Source organism: Streptomyces sp. NPDC107575 (genome assembly GCF_055657265.1).
In genome coordinates, this window is sequence record NZ_JBVKBG010000001.1 from 1,370,518 (window position 1) to 1,392,381 (window position 21,864).

Below are 21,864 nucleotides of genomic sequence, written 5' to 3' on the forward strand. Positions count from 1 at the left end.
CACCTGCGCGAACGCAGCCGCACCCTCGCGAAACGCGTGAGCCCGGGACCGCCTCCTGACGCGGTCCCGGGCTCGTCGCCCTTGCCTTCCCTCAGCCCTGCGGGTGTGCCAGGTCCAGGTCGAGGGCCTCCACCGCCCGGCCGTTCACGGACACCGTCCGCGTCGAGGCCGGGTAGCCGCTGGCGACCAGCGAGTACTCGCCCGCGTCCAGATCACCGAAGGCGTACGCGCCGTCCGAGCCGGTGGTCGAGGTACCCACCACGTTCCCGGCCGCGTCCAGGAGCGTCACGCGCGCGTCCGACAGCGGCCGCAGCTCCGCCTTCGTACGGATCCGGCCTTCGAGGCGGACGCCGGGCCGCAGCGCGATGTCCGGCTGGACGGTGGCGGACGCGGAGGCCCGCGCGGCGATCGCGGTGGGCCGGAACCCTTCGGCGGTCACGGAGATCGTGATCTCGCCCTCGGTGATGTCCCCGAAGACGTAGCTCCCCGAGGCGTCGGTGACGCCGGTGGCCAGGACGTCGCCGCGGGCGTCCGTCACCGTGACGACGGCGTGCGCGACGGGGAGGTCGTCGTCCGCGCCGACGACCTTGCCGGTCATGCTGCCCGCGCCGGAGAGCACGATGTCGTGCTCGGTCGGCCGGTCGGCGAGGACGAGGTTCGTCGCGTGCGGGTGGTGGCCGTCCGCCGTCGTGATCAGCACGTGGGCGCCGGGACCGGGAACGCCCAGGCGGTAGTGCCCTTCCGCTCCGGCGACGGCGCGCGCGAGCTGCCGGCCCGTGGGCGAGATGAGGGTGAGCACGGCACCCGCGAGGCCGGCGCCCGCGGCGTCGCGGACGGTGCCGGACAGGGCGGGCCCAGCGGTGTCCACCGCTTCGACCGGCTCAGGAGCGGGGGCCGCAGGCTTCGGGCGCCGCAGGAACACCGCGCCGACAAGGGCCGCGAGCACCGCCAGCGAACCGGCCACGATCAGGCACAGCTGCATCCCGTCGAGGAACGACTCGGACAGCGCGCCGAGCGCCCGCCCCCGCTGCGCCCCGAGGTCCAGCTGGGCGACCGCCCCGAGCCCCTGCGCCTCGGCCGCACCGACGATCCGCTCCGCCGCGGACCCGGTGACCCCGGCGTCGGCCAGGTGCTCGCCCAGCGCCCCCGTCGACTTCGACGTGAGGAGCGCGCCGAGGATCGCGGGACCGAGCGCGCCGCCCACCTGCCGCAGCGCGTTGTTGCCCGCCGCGGCCATGCCCGCCAGGTGGTGCGGCACGGACGACACGGCCGTCGCCGTCATCGGGGTGACGACGAGCCCCATGCCGAGCCCCAGCAGGGCGAGGCGCCAGGCCATCGGGCCGAACGAGGTGTCGGCGGTCAGCGACGTCAGCGAGAACAGCGCGCCCGCCGCGCACAGCAGACCGACGCTGATCAGCACGCGCGGAGAGATCCGGTGCATCACACGCCCGGCCAGCGGCCCGACGAAGAAGCACACCCCGGTCACCATCAGCAGCCGGTACCCGGCGTCGAGGGTGTCGAGCTGCTGCACCATCCCGAAGTAGAGGCTCAGCACGAAGAAGAAGCCGATGAGCCCCATGAAGGTGATCATCGCGATCAGGCTCGTCGCGCTGAACCCCGCGCTGCGGAAGAGCTTCAGGTCGAGCATCGGACTGGCGCTGCGCCGCTCGAAGACAACGAAGGCGATCAGGCCGACCACGGCGAGCCCGAGAGCCACCAGCACACGGGTGTCCGTGAAGGACCCGGCGCCGCCCTCGATCACCCCGTACACGAGCGCCGTGATCGCGACCGTGGCGGTGATCTGCCCCGGCCAGTCGAGCGCCCGGGCGTGCGGGGCGCGGGAGTCCGTCACCAGGCGGGCGGCGACCGCCATGGCGAGCAGCGCCACGGGTATGGACGGCAGATAGATCCAGCGCCACTCCTGGTGCGCCAGGATCACGCCCGAGATCAGCGGGCCGACCGCGAGCGCGCCCATCAGGGACGAGGCCCACAGGCCGACGAACTTGCCGCGTTCACGCGGGTCCGGCACCGCCTGGCTGATCATCGCCAGCGTCGTCGGCAGCAGGGCCGCCGCGCCGATCCCGGCCAGCGCCTGGCCGATCCACACCACCTCGACCGACTGCGCGCACAGCGCCGTCGCGGCGCCGACGGCGGTGAACGCCAGGCCCGCCTGGAACACCTTCTTGCGCCCGTGCACATCGCCGAACACGCCCGCCGTCAGGATGAGCGCCGCCATCGGCAGGACGAACGCGTCGGACACCCAGGACAGCTCGGACGTCGACGCGCCCAGCGCGCGCTGGATCGCCGGCAGACTCACCGACACGGAGGTCACCGGCAGATAGGCGACGAACACCCCGACACAGGCCATGACGAGGGTGACGGCCCGCCGCTCCTGTGTTCCGTTCGCCGTTGTCGCCACGTTCACGAAGACCCTCTCCTGCGACGCAGTGCGCCGCGCTCGACTTTCCGACCTGGAGCACCCTCCGTCCTCGGGCGGCATCGAGGCCAGCCAGGGTCGCCGAACCCCGGAAAACCGATGCGGGGGTGCCCGGATTCACGGATTTCCGACAGGCGGCCGGGCATGCACGCGTACACGAGGAGGGCCCCGGCGACACGTCGCCGGGGCCCTCCTCGCATGTGGTGCTGCGGTCAGCCCGCCACCGCGTCCGGCTCGGCCGCCGCCTGCACGGCCCCGCCGGTGAGCCGGTTGACGGCGTCCTGCATGTGCGCGTCGAGGAGCGTGAGGAGGCGCTCCTCGTCCTCCGCGCGCATCGCCTCGATCAGCTCCGCGTGCTCCTCGACCAGCGCGTCCGGGTCGGGGTGGTCGTCGGTGAGGACCGACAGGCACATCCGCGTCTCCACGAACAGGGTCTGCGCGATGCGCTGCAGGCGCGGGCTGCCGGACTCCGCGACGAGCACCTGGTGGAAGTCCATGTCGGCGGCGCTCAGCGCCGCGTCGTTGCCACGCCGCGCCGCCGACTCCATCCGCCGGTGCGCCTTCTCCAGATGGTCCGCCGTGGCCTGCGGGTCCTGCTGCAGCACGAGGCGGCAGGCCGCGGACTCCATGGCCGTGCGCGCCAGATAGATGTCGCGCACGTCGTCCTCGTCGAGCCGGGTCACGAAGACGCCGCGATGCGGTGCGCTGACGGCGATGCCCTGCTGCACGAGGCGTTGCAGCGCCTCGCGCAGCGGGCCCCGGCTCACGCCGAGCTGGCCGGCCAGCTCGGCCTCGCCCAGCTGGGTACCGGGCGCCAGGGTGCCGTCCATGATCGCTTCGGTGAGCTGGGCGGCGATGACGGTCGCCGCGGGTTCACGCTTGACCGGTCGCAGTGTCTTCGCAGTGGCCATATTCAGTTCGGTCCTCTGATCGGCGCGGCCGCCGCCTCAGGCGGTCGCGGGTGTCGGGGAATGGGGAGTACGGGAGAGCCGGAACAGCGAGCCGAGACCCTCGCGGGGCGTCTCGTCGCCCGCGAGCCGCAGGCCCTCCCAGGCGGTGACCTGGTTGGCCGTCAGGACGGGCTTGCCGACGGCCTCCTCCAGGTCGTCGAGCCAGGCGGCGCTGTGCAGCGCCGTGTCCGGCAGCAGGATCGCCTCGGCGTCCGGGTGGTCGTTCTCCCGCGCCAGCTCGATGACCTGCTCGCGGCCCAGCGTGCCGACCTCGGCGGCGGTGATGATGCCCTGCCCCGACACCGAGACGACCTCGGCGCCGTGGTGCTCGAGGAACCGGACGAAGTAGCCCGCCACGTCGTCCGGGTACGTCGCGGCGATCGCCAGGCGGCGCACCCCGAGCGCCTGGACGGCGTGCGCGAACGCGAAGGACGTCGAGGAGGCCCGCTCGACCGGAAGGCCCGCCGCCTCCGCGAGCTCGGCGACCTGCTTGCGGGCGCCCTCGGGGCCGAAGATGAAGCTGGCGCTGGTGCACGCCCAGATCACCACGTCCTGCGGCTGGGCGAGCAGCTCACCGAGCGCCGCCTTGAGACGGTGCGTGGACCCCATCTCGAGGAGGTCGTCCACCCGGTGCGCGTCCACGCCGATGTCCGTGTGGACGAGCGTGAGCCGGGCGCCGCCGCCGATCATCCGCTCGAGGCGCGGGTAGTCGTCCTCTGCGGAGTAACCGGGGTACAGGAACCCGACTCGGGTGGTCATCTCGCTCATACGTCTGACGTCCTTTCGTGCAGGCAGTGTACCGGGGATCCGGTCAAATGTAGATTGTTGACAGTGTGAAGAGCGGGAGCGCCACGGTGTGGCGCTGCTCAGGGGCCTGCTCAGCCGAGGTCGAGGTCCGCGGCCGGTTCGTCCGGGGGAGCGGCCGCGGTCGCCTCGGGCGCGGCGATCTGCTCCCAGTCGGCGGCCTCCCGCACGACGGCCGCCGCGGCGGCGGACGGCGGGGGAGCGATGCCCCGCCCTTGATAGGGCGCGAGCGCCGCGCGGGCCGCCGGGTCGATCAGCGACTGGTAGTCACCCGCCGCGCGGGCGCCCGCGTGCCGCAGCGCGGACCACATCGTGACCTGGTTCGCGGAGATCACCGGGATCCTCAGCTCCGCCTCCAGCTGCGGGATCACGTCGTACGTGGCCAGGTTGGTGCAGCTGATGAAGAGGCAGTCCGCGTGCGTCAGATCGGCCGAGCGGGCCAGTTCCACGACGTTGCGGTAGCCGACCTTCCAGATCTCCCCGGTCAGGCCCATGTACTGGCGCCCGACCACGTCCACGTCCGCCTCGCCCAGGAAGTCGGCGAGCGAGTCCGTCAGGGACGCCGTGTACGGCGTGATGACGCTGACCCGGCGCGCGCCCAGCTCGCCGAGGGCCTCGAGCAGCGCCCCGGACGTGGTCACGGACGGCACGCCGCGGCCGGCTCCGCTCATGGAGACGCACATCGCGCGTTCGTGCGCGGTGCCGCCGACGAAGCTGCCGGATGTGCAGGCGTACGCGAAGGACGCGGGGCGTACCGCGTCGAGCGCCATGACGGCGTTGTGCAGGGTCTCGTGCTCGCTGATCAAGCGAGCCATGTCCACGCTGACCTCCACGGGAACGTACGGGGTGCGGGTCAGGTGGAGGGAGATCTCCTCGGGGGTCCAGCGCCACAGCTCGCGATCGAGCGCGAAGTCGAACGGGGCGACTACGCCGATGCCGAGCTGCGGGACGGGTCCGCCGAAGGTCGTGATGTCCAATGCAGGGCCCCTTCGTGGCTGCACGCGTACGAGCCGCGGTCCGTACGCCTGAGGTGGACGTGTGATGGCAGGTGGTGCGGAGGGGAGTTGTTTTGCCGAGCGACCCTTGGGTAGCAGAGTAGGCCCGCGGTTCGCCTGTAGATTGTTGACAACGTAAAGATCGGCTGCTTAGCGTGTCAATCCCCTACGCGGGGCGGCTCGTTCGTCGTGGTGAAAGCCTCGGTAAAGAGCCGGGGAAATCAGCCCAGGGGATGGCCCTTCCCCAGCCCTCGCGGGGCTTCGTCCCTCCATGGTCAACCCTCGTACCGCACCTCGCATACCGTCCGCTCCAACCGTCGCCGAATTTCTCGCGCGACCCGAAGGACCGCCGTGCCGAAGACCGAGAAATCCCGCGTTCTGGTGCTCGCCGACCACCGGCCGAACGGCCTGGAGGAGGTGGCCGCCCACGCCGAGCTCGTCTGCATCCCCGAGGACCGGCTCGCCGCCGAACTCCCGCACGCCGACGCGCTGTTGGTGTGGGAGTTCGGCACCGAGGCGCTGCCCGGCGCCTGGCCCGAACGGGGCGGCCCGCGCTGGGTGCACACCGCGAGCGCCGGAGTCGACCGGCTGATGTTCCCCGCCCTGCGCGACTCCGAAGCGATCCTGACGAACTCGCGCGGCGTCTTCGAACAGCCCATCGCCGAGTACGTCGCGGGCCAGATCATCGCCCTCGCGAAGGACTTCGCCGGCACCTACGACCGCCAGCGCGACCACGTCTGGCGGCACCGCGTCACCCAGCGCGTCTGGGGAACGCGCGCCGTCGTGCTCGGCGGCGGACCCATCGGCCGCGCCGTCGTCCGCACCCTGCGCGCCCTCGGCATCGACACCGAGCTGGTCGGACGCACCCGCAGGGAGGGCGACCCCGAGGTCGGCACGGTGCACGCCTTCGACGAGCTCGACGCCCTGCTCGCCCGCGCCGACTGGGTGGTCTGCGCGGCGCCGCTCACCGAGCAGACGCAGGACCTGTTCGACGAGGCCACCTTCGCCCGCATGAAGCGCGGCGCCCGCTTCATCAACGTGGGGCGCGGCCCGATGGTCGTCGAGAAGGACCTCCTCGCCGCCCTGGAGGAGGGCCAACTGGGTGGCGCGGCGCTCGACGTGTTCCGCGAGGAGCCGCTGCCCGCCGACAACCCGCTGTGGGACGCCCCGAACCTGCTGGTCTCCCCGCACATGTCGGCCGACACCGACACCTGGCTCGACGACCTCGCCGAGGTCTTCGCCGACAACTTCGCGCGGTGGCGGGCGGGCCGCCCGTTGCGCAACGTCGTGGACAAGGAACTGGGTTACGTACCGGTCGCGGACGCCCCGCGGGCCGCAGCAGAGGAGGGCTCCCGATGACCAGCACCACCGACGCGACCGCCACGCCCGACGCGAGCACCCCGGCTCCCCAGGAGCCCTACGCGCTGACCGCCACCGAACTCCTCGCAGCCTACGAGAGCGGCGACCTGTCCCCGGTCGAGGCCACGCTCTCCGTGCTCGACCGCATCGAGGCCGTCGACGGCGGGCTCAACGCGTTCTGCCTGGTCGACCGGGACGAGGCGCTCTCGCAGGCGAGGGCGAGCGAGGAGCGGCGGCGGCGCGGCGAGCCCCTCGGCCTCCTCGACGGCGTGCCGACGTCCATCAAGGACCTGATGCTGACCAAGGGCCACCCCACGCTGCGCGGCTCACTGACCATCCCGGCCGACCGCGACTGGGACGAGGACGCGCCGTGCGTCGCCCGGATGCGGGAACACGGCGCCGTGTTCGTCGGCAAGACGACGACGCCGGAGTTCGGCTGGAAGGGCGTCACCGACAACCCGCTGACCGGTGTCACCCGCAACCCGTGGGACCCGTCGACCACCGCGGGCGGCTCGTCCGGCGGCAGCGCGTCGGCCGTCGCGGCGGGCATGGCCCCGCTGTCCATCGGCACGGACGGCGGCGGCTCGGTGCGGATCCCCGCCGCGTTCTGCGGCATCTTCGGCATGAAGCCCACGTACGGGCGGATCCCGCTCTACCCGGCCAGCCCCTTCGGCACGCTCGCCCACGCGGGCCCCATGACCCGCACCGTGGAGGACGCGGCCCTCCTCATGGACGCCGTCACCGGCTTCGACAGCCGCGACTGGTCGGCCCTCGACGCGCCGCTGCGCGGCTACCGCGGAGCCGTCACCGAGGCCCTCGCCGACGGCTCCCTGCGCGGACTGCGCATCGCCTACGCCCCGACCCTCGCGGGCGCCCCCGTGGACCCGCAGGTCGCCGAGCGCGTCGCCGCCGTCGCCCGGCTCCTGGCCGACCTCGGGGCGGACGTCGAGGAGGCCGACCCCGGTTTCAGCGACCCCGTGGAGGCGTACCACACGCTGTGGTTCTCCGGGGCCGCGAAGGTCGTCGAACACCTGGGCGCCGAGCAGTTCGCCCAGCTGGACGCCGGGCTCCAGGAGGCGTGCCGCGAGGGCGCCGCGAAGAGCGCGCTCGACTACCTGAGCGCCGTCGACACGCGCATGGCGCTCGGCGTGCGCATGGGGCGCTTCCACGAGACGTACGACCTGCTGCTGACGCCGGCGGTGCCCATCCCGGCGTTCGAGGCGGGCGTCGAGGTGCCGGCCGGCAGCGGCCACAAGCGCTGGACGGGCTGGACCCCGTTCACGTACCCCTTCAACCTCACGCAGCAGCCCGCCTCCACGGTGCCCTGTGGCGTCACCAGCGCGGGCCTGCCCGTGGGCGCGCAGCTGGTCGCCGCGCGCCACGGCGACGAGCTGGTGCTGCGCGCGTCGGCGGTCCTGCACGCCGCGCTGCGCGGCTCCGGGGTGGTGGGCACGGCGCCGGTCGGCTGAGGGGGAGCGCGACACCACCTGGCCGGCCTTTGTGTTCGTCACGACGGAGGCCGGGTCCGGGTGGGTGCCGGAGCGGTACCTGGACGAGAACCGCCCGACGGCGGCGGTTCTGCACGCCTACAACGCGCAAGAGCTGTCCGTGACCGCCGGCGACGAACTGGCCGTGGTCGAGGACGATCCCGCGTCGGGGTGGAGCTGGTGCGAGAACGCCGAGGGGCGTGCGGGGTGGGTGCCCCACAGGGCACTTGCCGGTCCTGCCGAGGGTCGCCGTAATGTTGCCCCGTGATCCCGCCCACGATCCGCGACCCCCGGTTCATCACGCTGCGCCGCGGCGGGACGCTCACCGACGACGACCATCACCTTCTGGCCCTGTGGGCGGCCGACTGCGCCGAGCACGTGCTGCCGCTGTTCGAGGCGGTGGAGCCGGCCGATCCGCGTCCCCGTGAGGCCATCGAGCAGGTCCGGGTGTGGACGCGCGGCGAGATCAGGATGTCCGACTCCCGTGCGGCGGGCGGCCACGCGATGGCGGCGGCGCGGGTGCTCACGGGACCGGCCCGGCACGCGGCGTTCGCGGCGGGGCAGGCCGCCGTGGTCGCGCACGTCGCCGCGCACGAGCTGGGCGCCGCGGCGTACGCGATCAGGGCGGTCCGGGAGGCGGCGCCGAAGGCCGAGGCAGAGGCCGCCGGCCGGGACGAGTGCCGCTGGCAGCGGGACCGGCTGCCCCGCGCCATTCGCGCACTCGTCCTGGACGATCAGCGGCTGCGCAACGACATCTGCTGGTCGGTCTTCGACTGCTGACGGCGCATCAGCAGCAGCCGTGCACCGCGTGCTCCGGCCGGTGCCACCAGTACCGCTCGAGAACGGGGCTCTGTGGCACGTCCTCGGCGGAGGCACTCCGCGGCGCCGCCGACGGGGTCGCCGAAGCCTCCGCCGCGACCAGGTCGGACACGTCGTGCACCACGCCCCCGGTGACCACCGAGCGGACCGCCGCCGCGGCCGTGACGTCCTTCAGCGGATCGCCCTCCACCAGCACCAGGTCGGCCAACTTGCCCGCCTCGATCGTGCCCAGATGCTCCGTCACCCCGAGCGTGCGGGCGCCCTCCGCGGTCGCCGAACGCAGCGCGTCGGCCGGGGAGACCCCGTACCGGACCATGGCCTGTACATTGAGGTGGTAGTAGACCGCCGGGGGCACCAGGGGACTGTCCGTGCCGACATGGACGTGCGCCCCGCCCTCGATCAGACGCCGCACGGTCTCACCGTGCCGGGCGACGAACCCGAGTTCGGCCGTGGGCTCCTCGGCCTGCGCGGCCCGTACGCCGTCGCGGAACTCGTCGTACGACGCCGAGGGCAGCAGCGCCTTCAGGCGCGGGTCGTCCAGGGCCCACCCCGCGAACCGGTACAGCGCCGCCCGCACGCTCGACAGGCCGAGCCCGGAGAGGCCGAGCGTCGGGGTGATCGGCATGCCGGACGCGATCAGCGGGGCCGTGACGTCGTCGTAGGAGTGTCCGAGGTGGGTCTCCTTCTGGCGGCGGCCGTAGCGGCTGGTGCCTCCCAAGTGCTCGACGCCGTCGGCCCCGAGCGCCAGCGGGCCGAACAGGTAGTGCGAGGTGGCGGGCAGGCCGATCCGGTGGGCGCCCGCGACGGCCTCCGCCTGCAGGGCGTAGGGCAGCCTGACGTACGTCTTCACCAGGTCGTGCCCGAGCACCTCGTGCTTGTCCAGCTCGCGCCGCAGCTGCTCGCGGTCGGTCACGGGCCGGGCGGAGGAGTAGTACACCCGCGATCCGTCGATCAGTTCACCGGCGGTGAAGACGCGCGGCCCCACCCGCCGCCCGGACTCCACGGCCTCCTTCGCCTCCACCAGGTGGTAGTGGCCGCTGCCCGGCGAGCGCAGCGAGGTGATGCCGAACGCCAGCCACAGCCGGGACGTCGCGTCGAGCTGCCACGGCCCGTGCTCGTGCGCGGCGATCATGCCGGGAATCGCGGTCAGCCCGCCGGCCTTCACGACCTTGTCCCCGGCGCGCACCGCCGTCGTGCCGGACTTCTCGATCGCGGCGATGCGGTCCCCGTCGAGGACGATCTCGACGTCGTGGCGGAGCCGGGAGCCGGTGCCGTCCCACAGCGCGCCGACGCGCACCACCGTGCGCCCGGTCGGCCTCGCCGGACGCCACGTCAGGTCCAGGGGCACCGCGGCGCCGCGTCCGCCGCGCGCGTCCGCGATCCGCAGTCGGCCCGCGGACAGGTACAGCAGCGCACGCGAATCGCCGCTGAAGGACGGGAAGTCGGCGCTCTCGCCGTTCACCGTGCGGGCCTTGCCCGCGGGCAGCCCGGCCGCGTCCACCGGCACCACGCGCAGCGTGCCGTCGACGACGCAGGCCAGGTGCTTTCCGTCCCGGGAGTACACCGGGCCCGCGTACTCCCGGTTGGCCAGCGAGGAACCGGGCACCGGGTCGCTGTACCGCGCCTCGCCGGTGGCCAGTTCGACGGTGAGGACCCGGTTGTAGCCCTCGCGGAAGCGCGCGGTGACCGGCGCGAGCGCCGCCACCGACACCCGGCTGCCGTCGGCGGTGAAGGAGGGGCGGCCGGGCGAGTTGAGCGGCCCGACGACCTTGCGGACGGCGCCGCTCTTCACGTCGAGGGTGTGCACGCTCGCGTCGGCGACGAAGGCGACGGCCGCACCGTCGTGGCTGACCGCAGGCAGGGTCGCGCCGCCCACGTCGGTCAGGCGGCGGGTGGCACCGTCGGCGAGGGTGCACCGCCACAGCTCCTGGGTACCGGAGCGGTCGCTGACGTACACGACGGAGTCGCCGTCGGGCGACCAGGTGGGCGAGGTGTTGTGGCGTCCGTCGGAGACCACGGCCTCGGGCCGGCCGCCGCGCCGCATCACCCAGATGTCGCCGAGCGCGGCGAACACCACGCGCTTGCCGTCCGGGGAGAGTTCGGGCCCCACGACACCGCGCACGGGCCGGGCGGCGGTGGAGTCGAAGTCCCTGGGCGCGGGGCGCTCCTCGACGGCGGGCACTTGCACGGAGGCCGTGAACGGGATGTCCTTCGGCCCCTTCGTGCCGAGCGCGCGGCGGCGGATCCTCCCGTCCGCGGTGTAGAGCAGCTCGTCCGCGCCGATCCAGCGGACCGGCAGCGGGAAGACGTCCTCGTCCGAGCGCGACACCACGTCGCCGTCCACGACCACGGCGGTTCCGTCGCTGGTCAGATGCACGTAGGCGAGCCGCTTGCCGTCGGGGGAGAGGGAAGGACCGGCGACGAAGCCGGAGTCCACCTTCGCGAGGACCTTGCGGGCGCCGTCGGACCCGACCCGCTCGATCGACTGCGGCGCGCTGCCGGTGCCGGAGGTGAACACGATGGCCTCGCCGTCGGGCGCCCACGCCGGCTGCGCCTCCTGCGCGTTGCTCTCCGTCCACACCCGGCGCTCGCCACCGTCGGCGGACAGTACGTGCACGGCGTAGCGGCTGCCGGTCTCGACGGCGCAGGCGATCCGCGTGCCGTCGGGGGACCAACGGGGTTCGCGGTGGTCGTCGTCGCCGTCGGTGAGTCGGCGCAGCCCGCGGCCGTCGGAGCCGACGACCCACAGCTGGAAGGTGCCGCCGGTGTAGGCGGAGAACACGATGTGCCGGCCATCGGGCGAGTAGTCCGGCTCGACGGCCTCCAGCGCGTCACTGATGAGCCGCTCGGCGTCACCGCCCTCGGCCGGCACCGTCCACAACGTATTGAGCAGGTCGAACACGACGGTGCGGCCGTCGGGCGAGAGCGCGGCGGAGCCATTGGTCATCCCGGTCACCGTGACCGCCGCGCGCCTCCCCGCGGCCGCCGCACCCGGCGCTGCCACGACCGAGCCGCCCGCCCCGGCGAACGCGGTCCCGGCGGCGACGAGGCCGCTCCGCTTGACGAAAGTACGGCGTGTGAGAGCCACGGTCGACCAACCTCCCGAAGATCAGCAACAGTTGACGGGAGGCTACGTACACCGCGCGTCACCGCATCCGCACAGGCAGTGGATGTGACGTGAAAGTAATGCGCTGGCACGCCGGACCGACCCACCGGCGGGCCCGGCCCCGAAAACCCTTCCGCCGGGCGGAAGTCCGGCTGCTCCGCCGGGACGACTGCGGCACAATACGGCGCCATGCACGAACGAGGGGCGGGCCGGAGAACCGGCCCGCCCCTCGTCGCTCAACCTACTGGTTCACTCCGCCCGCTTGAACTGCAGCGACTCGCCGACAGCCCCCGCCCGCCACAGGTCCTGGCAGGCCTCCGCGAGACGGTCGAGGCCCTCGGTGATCGTGCCCCAGACGATGCCGGGGACCCAGCCCTGGTCGCCGTTGATCAGAAGGTTGTTGCGCTCGTAGAAGAGGGCGAGGTCGACGACGATGTCGCGCTCCGCGTGCGCCGCCTGGTTGCCCTGCTGTTCGGCAGCGGCCTCGTAGCCGTAGGAGGCCGTGCTCATCTGGGTGTTGGAGAACGTGAAGTAGCACAGGTCGCCGGGGATCGGTGTGATCGTCGGATTCTCCAGCGGGGGCTCCTGCGGGGCGAAGGCGGGCACGAGCGTGTAGATCTCGTTGCGCGCGTACTTCGCGTGGTAGACGTCGCTGCCCAGCGGCAGGGCGTTCCAGATCGCCTCGCAGGTGATCGGGGCGCGGTCGTCGAGCAGCTTCGCGGTGGCGGTGACGCCGCGCTTGGGCAGGGAGACCTCGATGAAACGGTCCATGGGTGTCGTCGCTCCGGTCTGATCGGTGATCAACGTATGTGGACGGTAGGTCGGTTGGTGCCCGCCTGTCAGCCGAGCGGCATCGCCAGGTAGCGCGTCTCCAGGAATTCGTCGATGCCGACCCGGCCGCCCTCACGGCCGAGGCCCGAGGCCTTCACGCCGCCGAAGGGGGCCGCGGGGTTGGAGACGACGCCCTTGTTGAGGCCGACCATGCCGGTCTCCAGGCGCTCGGACAGCCGGAACGCGCGCTCCAGGTTCTCCGTGAACAGGTAGGAGACCAGGCCGTACTCCGTGTCGTTGGCCGCGGCGACGACCTCGTCCTCGTCCGTGAAGGTCAGGATCGGGGCGACCGGGCCGAAGATCTCCTGGCTCATCAGGGCGGAGTCGGGGGAGACGCCGGTGAGGACGGTCGGGGTGTAGAAGTAGCCCTCGCCCTCCGCGCGCTCGCCGCCGGTGAGGACCTTCGCTCCGCGCTCGACGGCGTCGGCGACCAGCTCCTCGACCTTGCCGCGGCCGTCCTCGTCGATCAGCGGGCCGACCGTGACGCCGTCCTCGGTGCCGCGGCCGACCGCGAGCGCGGCCATCCGGGCGGAGAGCTTCTCGGCGAACTCGGCGGCCACCGACTCGTGCACGTACAGGCGGTTCGCGGCCGTGCACGCCTCGCCGATGTTGCGCATCTTCGCGGCCATCGCGCCCTCGACGGCCTTGTCCAGGTCGGCGTCCTCGCACACGATGAACGGCGCGTTGCCACCCAGCTCCAGCGACACCCGCAGCACGTGCTGAGCGCTCTGCTCGATGAGCAGGCGGCCCACCGCCGTCGACCCCGTGAACGACAGCTTGCGGATGGTCCCGCCGCGCAGCAGCGGCTCGACGACCTCGCCGGGGCGGGACGTCGTGAGCACGTTCAGGACACCCGCGGGCACGCCCGCCTCGGTCATGATCTCGGCGAGCTTCAGCATCGTCAGCGGCGTCTGCTCGGCGGGCTTGATGATCATGGTGCAGCCGGCCGCGATCGCCGGGCCGATCTTGCGGGTGCCCATGGCGAGCGGGAAGTTCCACGGCGTGATCAGCAGGACCGGTCCCACCGGGCGCTTCATCACGACGAAGCGGTCCTTGCCGTCGGGGGAGGCCTGGTAGCCGCCCTCGATCCGGACGGCCTCCTCGGCGAACCAGCGGAAGAACTCGGCGGCGTACGCCACCTCGCCGCGCGCCTCCGCGAGCGGCTTGCCCATTTCGAGGGTCATCAGGAGGGCCAGCTCGTCCTGGCGCTGCATGATCAGCTCGAACGCGCGGCGCAGGATCTCACTGCGCTCACGGGGTGCGGTGGCCGCCCAGGACTCCTGCGCGGCGCCCGCCGCCTCGGCCGCGGCGCGCGCGTCCTCGGCGCCTGCGTCGGCCACGGTGCGCAGCTCACGGGCGACCGAGGGGTCCTCGACGCCGAAGGTCGCGCCGGAGGCCGCCGGGCGCCAGCTGCCGCCGATGAACAGTCCGTCGGGCACGGACGCGACGACGGCCCGCTCGCGGTCTGTCTGCTGTTCGGTCACTGCACTCACTTCGACTCCCGTGGTTTTGGAACTCCCGGCCCGGCTCACTCGTGGACAGCCGCGGAATTGCATGCTTGCATGAGTGTAGGTTGTTGACAATCCTACGACGCAGCCCGATGTTGATCTCCGTAGAAGATCCGTGAAGTACTACGGTCACCGAGCGAGGAGCCGTCCATGAGTGCCTTGTCCCCCGTCCTCAAGCAGGCCACCCCCGTCCTGGCCGAACGCGGCGAGGGTGTCCGTCTCTACGACGAGTCCGGCCGCGCCCACCTGGACTTCACCGCCGGCATCGGCGTCACGTCCACCGGGCACTGCCACCCGAAGGTCGTGGCCGCCGCGCAGGAGCAGGTCGGCAAGCTCATCCACGGCCAGTACACGACGGTGATGCACAAGCCGCTGCGCACGCTCAGCGCGCGCCTGGGCGAGGTGCTGCCGAACGGACTGGACTCGCTCTTCTTCGTCAACTCTGGTTCCGAGGCCGTCGAGGCCGCGATGCGCCTCGCCAAGCAGGCCACCGGTCGGCCCAACATCGTCGCCTTCCAGGGTGGCTTCCACGGCCGTACGCTCGCCGCCGCGTCGATGACCACGTCGGCCACCAAGTTCCGCTCCGGCTACGGCCCGCTGATGTCGGGCGTCGCGCTCGCGCCGTTCCCCAACTGCTTCTACTACGGCTGGGACGAGGAGACCGCGACCAAGTTCGCGCTGCGCGAGCTGGACCAGCTGCTCGCCACCGTCACCACGCCCGCCGACACCGCCGCGTTCATCGTGGAGCCGGTCCTCGGCGAGGGCGGCTACGTTCCCGCGAACACGGCCTTCCTGCGCGGCCTGCGCGAGCGCGCCGACCGGCACGGCATCCTGCTGATCATCGACGAGGTGCAGACCGGGTTCGGCCGCACCGGCAGGTTCTGGGGCCACGACCACTTCGACGGCAAGCCCGACATCATCGTCACCGCCAAGGGCCTGGCCAGCGGCTTCCCGCTGTCCGCGATCGCCGCGTCCAAGGACCTCATGGCCAAGGCCTGGCCCGGCTCGCAGGGCGGCACGTACGGCGGCAACGCCGTGGCGTGCGCCGCCGCCATCGCCACGCTCGACGTCATCCAGGAGGAGAAGCTCGTCGAGAACGCCGCGGAGCGCGGGGCGCAGCTCTTCGCCGGCCTGCGCGAGGTCGCCGAGTCCTACCCGGTGGGCGGCCAGGGAGGCATCGGCGACGTGCGGGGCCTCGGCCTGATGGCGGGCATCGAGTTCGTCACCGCCGACGGCGAGCCGGACGGCGCCACCGCCGCCCGCGTGCACGCCGCCGCGTCCGAGCGCGGACTGCTGCTGCTCACCTGCGGGACGCAGGGCCAGGTCGTCCGGATGATCCCGCCGCTCGTCGTGAACGGCGAGGACATCGACGAGGGCCTGCGGCTGTGGCGCGAGTCCGTCGCGGCGGTCCTCGGCTGACACCTCCGGTGGGAACCGGGGCGGCGTTCCGACGCGGCCCCGGGTGCCGTCGTCGCCCCGGCCGGCCCCGCCGCGCCGGGGCGACGTGCTTCCCCGGCGCGGCGGCCGGCCCGTGAGCGACCGGGCGGCCGCCGTCGCTGCGGGCACTTGGGCCGCCCACCTTGGCCGGAACGGGAGGGCAGAGGGCGGCACCCGGCGCGGGCAGCACCCGCCCCAAGGCCCGCATGGCCCCGCGATGCCGCAATTCCGCCACCCCGCCGCAGCGATCTTGAGACGCTCACCTCCAGCAGCAGCACCACCCCGCCCGCCCGAAGGAGCCACCATGTCCGCCCCCGTCGCCACCACCGGATCCGCCGCGCCCCGCCCCGACGCGCCCGACCCGGCGAAGCTGGAGCGCGCGCTGCGGGAGGCCGTGCCGCACGGCGAGGTCGCCTTCGGGAAGCGGCGGCGCGCCGAGTACGCACAGGACGCCTCCGTGTACCGGCAGGTGCCCGCGGCCGTCGTACTGCCCGCCGACACGGACGAGTTGGCGGCGGCGCTCGCCGCCTGCCACGGACTCGACGTCGCCGTCACCCTGCGCGGCGCGGGCACCTCCATCGCGGGACAGGCCGTCGGCGACGGAGTCGTCATCGACACGTCCCGGTCACTGAACCGCATCCTCGACATCGACGCCGAGGCACACACCGCCCGCGTCGAACCCGGCGTCGTCCTCGACCGCCTCCAGGACGCCTGCAAACCGCACGGCCTGCGCTTCGGCCCCGACCCCTCCACGCACGCCCGCTGCACCATCGGCGGCATGATCGGCAACAACGCCTGCGGCACCCACTCGGTGGCCTGGGGCCGCACCGCCGACAACATCGTCGAACTCGAGGTCCTCACCTACGACGGCGAACGCATCCGGCTGCGCTCCCTCGACGCCGACGAGTTGCAGCAGGTCATAGACGAGGGCGGGCGCACCGGCGAGATCCACGCCCGCCTGCGGGACCTGCGCGACCGGCATCTGGCCATGCTGCGCACGGAGTTCGGCCGCTTCCGCCGCCAGGTCTCCGGCTACAGCCTCGAACACCTCCTCCCGGAGAAGGGCTTCGACCTCGCGGCGGCGCTGGTCGGCACCGAAGGCACCTGCGCCGTCGTCGTGTCGGCGACCATCAAGCTCGTCGACCTCCCGGCCCGCCGCACCCTCGTGGCCCTCGGCTTCTCCGACCTGCCCGCCGCGGGCGACGCCGCACGCCACGTCCTGCGCCACGAACCCATCGCCTGCGAGGGCCTCGGCGGCGACCAGGTCGCGGCGCTGCGCCGCAACGTCCCCGACGCCCGCCCCGAGGAGATGCTCCCCGAGGGCGCGGGCTGGCTGCTGTGCGAGTTCGGCCACGCGGACACGACGCCCGACCCGGAGGCCGAACGGGCCCGCGCCGAGGCCCTGTTGAAGGACACCGGCGCCGTCGACGTACGCCTCGTCCAGGACCCCAAGGAACAGGCGGCCCTCTGGCGCATCCGCGAGGACAGCTCGGGCCTCGCCACCCGCGCCCCCGACGGCTCCGAGGCCTGGCCCGGCTGGGAGGACTCCGCCGTGCCCGTCGAACACCTCGGCGACTATCTGCGCGACCTGGCCGCTCTGCTGGAGTCGCACGGCCTCCAGGGCACCCCGTACGGCCACTTCGGCGAGGGCTGCGTGCACATCCGCATCGACTTCGACCACGCGACGGCCGAAGGAGTGCGGATCTTCCGTACGTTCATGAAGGACGCCGCCGAACTCGTCGCCCGCCACGGCGGCACGCTCTCCGGCGAACACGGCGACGGGCAGGCCCGCGCCGAGTTCCTGCCGCTGGTCTACAGCGAGGAGGCGATGGAGGCGTTCGGCGAGTTCAAGGCGGTCTGGGACCCGGAGAACCGGCTCAACCCCGGCATCCTCGTCCACCCGCGCCCCGCCGACGAACGCCTGCGCATCACCGCGGGCCACCGCCCCACGCTCCAGCTCACCACGACGCTCGCGCTCGCCGAGGACGACGGCGACCTCACCAAGGCGCTGCGCCGCTGCGTCGGCATCGCCAAGTGCCGTACGGCGTCCGGCGGCGTGATGTGTCCGAGCTACCGCGCCACCGGGGACGAGAAGGACTCCACGCGCGGGCGCGCACGCGTGCTCTACGAAATGGTCCAGGGCGACGTCATCACCGACGGCTGGCAGTCCGAGGAGGCCGCCGAGGCCCTCGACCTGTGCCTGTCCTGCAAGGGCTGCAAGAGCGACTGCCCGGTGGGCGTCGACATGGCCTCCTACAAGGCGGAGTTCCTGTACCACCACTACAAGGGCAAGCGCCGCCCCGCCTCCCACTACGCACTCGGCTGGCTGCCCGTCTGGTCCCACCTAGCGGGCCTCGCACCCGGCCTCGTCAACGCGGTGACCCGCAACAAGAAGGCGGTGTCCCTCCTCAAGAAGGCGGGCGGCATCGCTCCCGAGCGCCCGGTCCCGCCCTTCGCGGGACGCCGCTTCCGCACGAGCTACAAGAAGCGCCGGAACGTGCCGTCCCCCGGCAGCCGCGGCAAGGTCCTCCTCTGGCCCGACACCTTCACCGAGTTCATGTCGCCCGAGGTCGGCCGCGCGGCGGTCCTCGTCCTCGAACACGCGGGCTTCGAAGTGGTGCTGCCGCCCGACCGCCTGTGCTGCGGACTGACCTGGCACACCACGGGCCAGCTCGACATGGCCAAGAAGGTCCTGGAACGCACCCTCAAGGCCGTCGACCCGTACCTCCAGGAGGGCATGCCGCTCATCGGCCTGGAGCCCAGCTGCACGTCCCTGTTCCGTACGGACGCCACGGAGCTGTTCCCGGACGACCCGCGCGCGAAGCGGCTCGCCGACCAGACCATGACCCTCGCCGAACTCCTCGACCAGCGCGCCCCCGACGTCGACTTCGGCCGGCTCGACGACGTCACCGCCCTGACCCAGACCCACTGCCACCAGCACGCCACCCTCGGCAGCAAGGCGGACGACCGGGTGCTCGCCCGCGTCGGCGTGGACAGCGGGCGCCTCGACTCCGGCTGCTGCGGCCTGGCCGGCAACTTCGGGTTCGAGGAAGGCCACTACGACGTGTCGGTCGCGGTCGGCGAACAGGCGCTCCTCCCGGCCCTGCGCGAGGCCGCCGACGACACGGTGGTCCTCGCCGACGGCTACAGCTGCCGCACCCAGATCACCCAACTCTCCGACCGCCGCCCGCGCCATCTCGCGGAACTCCTGAGGGACGCGCTGAGGGCGCGCCGCGCCGACTGACCGGTCCCGGTCGGCGACATGACTGTGGGGCCGCCCTCGGCGGCCCCACAGCTTTCCCCCGTACGCCGGGGGCGGCGTTCACGACCGGACCGGGACCCCCGCCTCCGCAGGCACCTCGGCGCGCAGCGACCGGCCCGCCGTCTCCGGCATCCGGATCAGCGGCACCAGGACCAGCAGCGCGGCCGCCGCCATGTAGTAGCCCGGCACCAGATGGTCCCCGGTCGATGCGATCAGCGCCGTGATGGCCAGCGGCGCCGTGCCGCCGAACAGGGACGTGGCGCAGTTGTAGCCGATCGCGAAGGCGCTGTAGCGGACATGGGCCGGGAAGAGCGCGGGCAGCGTGGAGGCCACCGAGGCCTGCAGCATGACCAGGAGCAGCCCGAGCACCGCGACTCCCGCCACGGTGGCGGCGGTCGAGCCCTGGCCGATCAACCACACCGCAGGCACGGACAGGACGAGCGAGCCCACGCAGGACGTGAGCACGACCGGCTTGCGGCCGACCCGGTCGGTGAGCGCGCCGATCGGCAGGATGACCACCATCATCGCCACCATCACGGTCATCGGCACGACATCGCTCGCCAGGTCACCGATGCCGAGGACCGACTTCAAGTACGTGGGCATGTAGGTGAGAAGCGCGTAGTCGGTCACGTTCAGGAGCAGCGTGAAGGCCATCAGGATGCCGATCATGCGCCAGTGCCGCAGCGTCTCGCGGCGCGGCACCTTCGACGTCGCCTCGCGCTCGGCCATCTCCTGGAACACCGGGGTGTCCTCGAGCCGCATCCGCAGATACAGGCCGATCGCGCCCAGCGGCAACGCCACCAGGAACGGCACCCGCCAGGCCCACGCGTCGACCGTCGCCGGATCGACCGCGGTGGACACGAACGTGGCGAGCGCGGCGCCCGACGTCAGACCGATCAGCGTGCCGAACTCCAGGAACGCGCCGAAGAATCCGCGCCGCCGGTCGGGCGCGTACTCCGCCATGAACGTGGCGGCGCCCCCGTACTCGCCACCGGTGGAGAAGCCCTGCACCATCCGGCACAGCACGAGCAGGAGCGGCGCCGCCACCCCGGCTGTCGCGTACGTGGGCAGCACGCCGATCGCGAAGGTGGCCAGCGACATCAGGGACAGCGTCAGGACCAGCACCCGCTGCCGGCCGATGCGGTCGCCGAGCGGCCCGAACACCATCCCGCCGAAGGGCCGCACCGCGAACGACACCGCGAGCACACCGAACGTGGAGAGCATCTGCGACAGCGAGTCGCCGGAGGGGAAGAACGCGCGGCCGACGTGGACCGCGAGATAGCCGTAGATCCCGTAGTCGAACCACTCGATGGCGTTGCCCATGGCGGCGGCGGCCACGACGCGGCGAAGGGTCCTCGGCGGGACCGGCGGACGCCCGCCGCCGCCGTCGCCGTCGGACGGTTGGTGCGAGAGAGGAGCCATGGCGGTGCGCCTTCCGCTGATCGCAAGTTGTCTATTGTCAACAACTGGACTGTTGGCAATCGCTGAGCATGAGATCAGGTGCGCGGAATGTTTGGCAAGGGCTCAACGGAACTCAGTTGACGTGCGTTTCCTGCCGCTCGCCGAGCTCGGCCGTCGGCACCCGGAACGTCTCCCGCAGCCCCCACGCGCACAGCGCCAGGACGAGCGCGGCCGCCGCGGAGTAGAGCCCGACGCCGATGGGGTTCCCGTCGAAGGCGATCAGCAGCGCGGTCGCCGTCGTCGCGGCCGTGCCGCCGCCGAGCGCCGCGCCGACCTGGTACGTGGCGGAGATCGACGAGTAGCGGGTGGCGGCGGAGAACTGCTCGCCGAGGAATGCCGGGATGCAGCCCTGGGGCGCCGCCATCAGCACGTTCACCACCACGTACGCGAGCGTGGCCAGCAGCAGCACGTGCCCGTCCACCATCGGGAAGTACGCGAAGAAGAAGGCGCCGTACGCGAGGGTCCCGAGGATCACCACGGGCTTGCGGCCGAACCGGTCGGAGACCAGCGCCATGACGGGCACCGCGACCATGAAGGCGACGGACCCGGCGACCTGGAGAAGCAGCGACTGGGTGTGGCTGTAGCCGCGTTCCTCCGCGTACGTGACGGTGAAGATCGAGCCGATGTAGGCGAGGGTGTTGTAGCCGAAGGCGACGCCGATGGCGAGCAGCATCTGACGCGGGTGCCGCTTCACGGCGTCCAGGATCGGTACGCGCGGCGCGTGCTCGGTGCGGCGCTCCTCCTGCGGCATCCGGGAGCGGGCCACGACACCGACGAGGACCAGAAGACCGCCCAGCCAGAACGGCACCCGCCAGGCCCAACTCTCCAGCGCCTGCTGGGGGAGCAGGGTCACCAGCGTGAAGACACCGGTCCCGAAGAGGCTGCCGATGCCGATGCCCGCGCTGGTGAAACTGCCCCACAGCCCGCGGCGGTGTTCGGGCGCGTTCTCGATGCCGAACAGGGAGGCCCCGCCCCACTCGCCTCCTGCGGCGAAGCCCTGGACGAGGCGGAGGGCGACGAGTAGGACCGGCGCGGCGACGCCGAGGGTGCCGTACGTGGGCAGGCAGCCGATGAGGAACGTACTGGAACCCATCACCAGCAGGGTGAGCACGAGCATCGCCTTGCGGCCGATCCGGTCGCCGAAGTGCCCGATGACGATGCCCCCGAGCGGGCGCGCGACGAAGCCGCTGCCGAACGCCGCGAACGCGACGAGGGTGCCCACCGTGGGATCGAAGCTGGGGAAGAACACCTTGGGGAAGACGAGGGCTGCGGCGAGCCCGTAGATGATGAAGTCGTAGAACTCGAGCGCGGTGCCGAAGCCGGAGATGAAGAACGTACGGGTCACGCTCAGGGAGTCGGCCCGCTGTGGCGAGCGCGGTCTGACGGTCTGTGTCATCGCTGATCCTTG

Annotated in this window: 15 protein-coding genes; 6 read left to right on the top strand and 9 right to left on the bottom strand. The window is 72.5% G+C overall.

All coding sequences use genetic code 11. The annotated features are described in order from the left end of the window. Positions 1 to 91 precede the first annotated feature (91 nt). The 4 genes from ACZ7L4_RS06440 to ACZ7L4_RS06455 all read right to left on the bottom strand — a co-directional run bounded on the left by ACZ7L4_RS06440 (position 92) and on the right by ACZ7L4_RS06455 (position 5,168). Positions 92 to 2,368: a DHA2 family efflux MFS transporter permease subunit gene (locus ACZ7L4_RS06440; protein ID WP_472100411.1), complete on the bottom strand. Its 2,277-nt coding sequence runs from the start codon at positions 2,366 to 2,368 to the stop codon at positions 92 to 94. A gap of 281 nt (positions 2,369 to 2,649) precedes the next feature. After that, entirely contained in the window at positions 2,650 to 3,348 is a 699-nt protein-coding gene (locus ACZ7L4_RS06445; protein WP_472100193.1) for a GntR family transcriptional regulator, read from the bottom strand. Between the two features lie 36 nt (positions 3,349 to 3,384). Beyond that, entirely contained in the window at positions 3,385 to 4,146 is a 762-nt protein-coding gene (locus tag ACZ7L4_RS06450) for a maleate cis-trans isomerase family protein (protein ID WP_472100412.1), read from the bottom strand. 119 nt (positions 4,147 to 4,265) lie between these two features. Continuing rightward, a complete protein-coding gene (locus tag ACZ7L4_RS06455) occupies positions 4,266 to 5,168 on the bottom strand; it encodes a maleate cis-trans isomerase family protein (RefSeq protein ID WP_472100194.1) in 903 nt (300 codons plus the stop codon). A 369-nt stretch (positions 5,169 to 5,537) separates the two neighbouring features. Between ACZ7L4_RS06455 and ACZ7L4_RS06460 the strand changes: the two genes are divergently transcribed. The 4 genes from ACZ7L4_RS06460 (at position 5,538) to ACZ7L4_RS06475 (ending at position 8,812) form a co-directional block, all read left to right on the top strand. Continuing rightward, positions 5,538 to 6,545, top strand: coding sequence for a D-2-hydroxyacid dehydrogenase (locus ACZ7L4_RS06460; RefSeq protein ID WP_472100196.1), 1,008 nt, complete (start codon positions 5,538 to 5,540; stop codon positions 6,543 to 6,545). Continuing rightward, the gene (locus ACZ7L4_RS06465) at positions 6,542 to 8,014 is read left to right on the top strand and encodes an amidase (protein WP_472100197.1); all 1,473 of its coding nucleotides are present in this window, start codon (positions 6,542 to 6,544) and stop codon (positions 8,012 to 8,014) included. Before ACZ7L4_RS06460 ends, ACZ7L4_RS06465 begins: the two co-directional genes overlap by 4 nt. A gap of 64 nt (positions 8,015 to 8,078) precedes the next feature. Next, on the top strand, positions 8,079 to 8,300 hold the full coding sequence (locus tag ACZ7L4_RS06470; protein WP_472100413.1) for an SH3 domain-containing protein: 222 nt from the start codon (positions 8,079 to 8,081) through the stop codon (positions 8,298 to 8,300). Next, on the top strand, positions 8,297 to 8,812 hold the full coding sequence (locus tag ACZ7L4_RS06475) for a putative immunity protein (RefSeq protein WP_472100198.1): 516 nt from the start codon (positions 8,297 to 8,299) through the stop codon (positions 8,810 to 8,812). Before ACZ7L4_RS06470 ends, ACZ7L4_RS06475 begins: the two co-directional genes overlap by 4 nt. A 7-nt stretch (positions 8,813 to 8,819) precedes the next feature. On the opposite strand, the gene ACZ7L4_RS06480 is transcribed toward ACZ7L4_RS06475, so the two are convergent. From ACZ7L4_RS06480 to ACZ7L4_RS06490, 3 genes are all read right to left on the bottom strand, one after another. After that, positions 8,820 to 11,939: an amidohydrolase family protein gene (locus ACZ7L4_RS06480; protein WP_472100200.1), complete on the bottom strand. Its 3,120-nt coding sequence runs from the start codon at positions 11,937 to 11,939 to the stop codon at positions 8,820 to 8,822. A gap of 267 nt (positions 11,940 to 12,206) precedes the next feature. Then, entirely contained in the window at positions 12,207 to 12,728 is a 522-nt protein-coding gene (locus ACZ7L4_RS06485) for a DUF3830 family protein (RefSeq protein WP_399230020.1), read from the bottom strand. A gap of 68 nt (positions 12,729 to 12,796) precedes the next feature. Beyond that, the gene (locus ACZ7L4_RS06490) at positions 12,797 to 14,281 is read right to left on the bottom strand and encodes an NAD-dependent succinate-semialdehyde dehydrogenase (protein WP_472100201.1); all 1,485 of its coding nucleotides are present in this window, start codon (positions 14,279 to 14,281) and stop codon (positions 12,797 to 12,799) included. Positions 14,282 to 14,446: 165 nt separating this feature from the next. On the opposite strand from ACZ7L4_RS06490, the gene ACZ7L4_RS06495 reads away from it, so the two are divergent. Both ACZ7L4_RS06495 and ACZ7L4_RS06500 read left to right on the top strand, forming a co-directional pair. After that, positions 14,447 to 15,715: an aspartate aminotransferase family protein gene (locus ACZ7L4_RS06495; RefSeq protein ID WP_472100202.1), complete on the top strand. Its 1,269-nt coding sequence runs from the start codon at positions 14,447 to 14,449 to the stop codon at positions 15,713 to 15,715. 322 nt (positions 15,716 to 16,037) lie between these two features. Then, positions 16,038 to 18,977 carry an FAD-binding and (Fe-S)-binding domain-containing protein gene (locus ACZ7L4_RS06500; protein ID WP_472100204.1) on the top strand — a complete coding sequence of 980 codons (2,940 nt, stop codon included), beginning with the start codon at positions 16,038 to 16,040 and terminating at the stop codon, positions 18,975 to 18,977. Between the two features lie 78 nt (positions 18,978 to 19,055). On the opposite strand, the gene ACZ7L4_RS06505 is transcribed toward ACZ7L4_RS06500, so the two are convergent. Further along, a complete protein-coding gene (locus tag ACZ7L4_RS06505) occupies positions 19,056 to 20,417 on the bottom strand; it encodes an MFS transporter (RefSeq protein ID WP_472100205.1) in 1,362 nt (453 codons plus the stop codon). 112 nt (positions 20,418 to 20,529) lie between these two features. After that, entirely contained in the window at positions 20,530 to 21,852 is a 1,323-nt protein-coding gene (locus tag ACZ7L4_RS06510) for an MFS transporter (RefSeq protein WP_472100206.1), read from the bottom strand. Between the last annotated feature and the right edge of the window lie 12 nt (positions 21,853 to 21,864).

Coding starts and splice junctions, on each gene's coding strand:
- ACZ7L4_RS06440 (WP_472100411.1), bottom strand. CDS start 2,368: ATGGCCTGTGTCGGGGTGTTCGTCGCCTATCTGCCGGTGACCTCCGTG.
- ACZ7L4_RS06445 (WP_472100193.1), bottom strand. CDS start 3,348: ATGGCCACTGCGAAGACACTGCGACCGGTCAAGCGTGAACCCGCGGCG.
- ACZ7L4_RS06450 (WP_472100412.1), bottom strand. CDS start 4,146: ATGACCACCCGAGTCGGGTTCCTGTACCCCGGTTACTCCGCAGAGGAC.
- ACZ7L4_RS06465 (WP_472100197.1), top strand. CDS start 6,542: ATGACCAGCACCACCGACGCGACCGCCACGCCCGACGCGAGCACCCCG.
- ACZ7L4_RS06485 (WP_399230020.1), bottom strand. CDS start 12,728: ATGGACCGTTTCATCGAGGTCTCCCTGCCCAAGCGCGGCGTCACCGCC.
- ACZ7L4_RS06495 (WP_472100202.1), top strand. CDS start 14,447: ATGAGTGCCTTGTCCCCCGTCCTCAAGCAGGCCACCCCCGTCCTGGCC.
- ACZ7L4_RS06500 (WP_472100204.1), top strand. CDS start 16,038: ATGTCCGCCCCCGTCGCCACCACCGGATCCGCCGCGCCCCGCCCCGAC.
- ACZ7L4_RS06505 (WP_472100205.1), bottom strand. CDS start 20,417: ATGGCTCCTCTCTCGCACCAACCGTCCGACGGCGACGGCGGCGGCGGG.
- ACZ7L4_RS06510 (WP_472100206.1), bottom strand. CDS start 21,852: ATGACACAGACCGTCAGACCGCGCTCGCCACAGCGGGCCGACTCCCTG.